The organism is Streptomyces enissocaesilis, from assembly GCF_039533765.1.
Lineage (GTDB): Bacteria > Actinomycetota > Actinomycetes > Streptomycetales > Streptomycetaceae > Streptomyces > Streptomyces enissocaesilis.
This window is the reverse complement of the sequence record NZ_BAAAUD010000079.1, coordinates 1-1,417: the sequence shown is the minus strand read 5'-3', so window position 1 is coordinate 1,417 and position 1,417 is coordinate 1. Positions and strand designations below refer to the sequence as shown.

General features: G+C 70.7%; 1 pseudogene. It reads right to left on the bottom strand.

The window, feature by feature from the left end:
• Nucleotides 1-1,256, bottom strand: a pseudogene (locus ABD374_RS31600) (NF041680 family putative transposase); the annotation flags it as partial.
• Between the last annotated feature and the right edge of the window lie 161 nt (nucleotides 1,257-1,417).

The window sequence follows — 1,417 nt, the reverse complement described above, 5'->3', positions numbered from 1 at the left end:
GCGGTCTTCACGCGGAGGTGGCGGAACCCCCGGCGGACCCGGGCAGGGGTGAGCCGACGAGGCTGCGCCGGCCGCTCCCAGGGTCGACGAAGATCCTCGGCGAGGGGCCGGGCGAGGCGGAGTTGGGTGTGGGCGGCGATGATCAGCCACGTCCACAGGTCGGCCGTGTGCGGGTCGCGGACCTTGGGGACGGTCCAGCCCAGGGTCTGTTTGAACAGCCGGAAAGTGTGTTCAAGATCGAACCTGCGGAGGAACGCCTGCCAGCGGACATCGACGTCCTGGCCGGTCATGCCGGTGCGCGAGGACCACAGCCACACCGGCTTCGGGTCGCGGTCGCCGGGCAGGTGCTCGACCTTCAGCCGGATCAACGTGCCGTGAATCAAAGGGAGTTCACCGCAGTGGTCGAGTCAGGGGCCACGGGCCTGCAGGCGGGGGTGCATCCGGTCCCAGGCGAGGGCTTCGGCCGTGCCGTAGCGGGTGGTGTCGCACGTCGTGGCCTGGTCGGGGGTGTGCCAGGAGGCCGGCTTGGAGAAGGTGAGGACGCCGCCGTGCTTGCGGGGCTGTCCGCCGCGCGGGGTGGAGCGGCGCGGTCCGGCGTCCCGGAGCATGACGCGGTCCGAGCGGAGCCGGCCGACCAGCTCGACGGGCAGGTCGGCCAGGACGTGGGCGAGGCGGGTGACATCGTAGCCGGTGTCCATGACGACGAGGATGTCCGCGTCGCCCGGCCGCCACTGCCCGGCGTGCACCAGCCGGGTGACCACCTCGCGCAGCTGGGTGGCGGTCACTGCGGTGGCATCGTCGGCCGGCCCCAGCCTGATCGCGTCCAGCAAGGCCGTCCAGGACGTGCGTCCCGTCTCCAGCGCGGCGACGAAGGAGTAGGGCCAGCCGGGGATGAACTGATCCGCGCTGCGGCCCCGTCCGTAGACGTGACAGAACAGCAGCTCCGGGCTGGTGGGGGCGTCGGGTCGCAGCCAGTTGCTCACGTCCACCGCGAGCACGATCCGCCCGTCGGCGGCACGCGGCAGCGGCGTGGAGGCAAGCAGCCTGCGCAGGCGGCGCGGTTCCAGCCAGCCGTGGTTGACCGCGTCGTACATCGCTCCGTGCCCGCGCCGGTGCTCGGCCGTGAGCGTCAACTCGACCAGCGAGGTGACCGGGCCGTCCGAGCACAGCACCGCCTCGGTGAGCTCGAAGAGGGCATCCGCCCGGGTGTAGGGGCAGTCGTAGAACTGGACACGAAAGTGGGACAGGACGCCCAACGCGGCGTCGGCGGACTGTTCAGCGGCGAGACTCTTCACCAGCGGCCGTTCCTTCACGTGACGTTGCTCGACACCTCGAAGCGTGAAGAACGGCCGCCCTGCTGTCCCGGGAACGAACCAAGATCAGCAGGTCAGGTGAACGGCCGAGGTTAAACACCAAG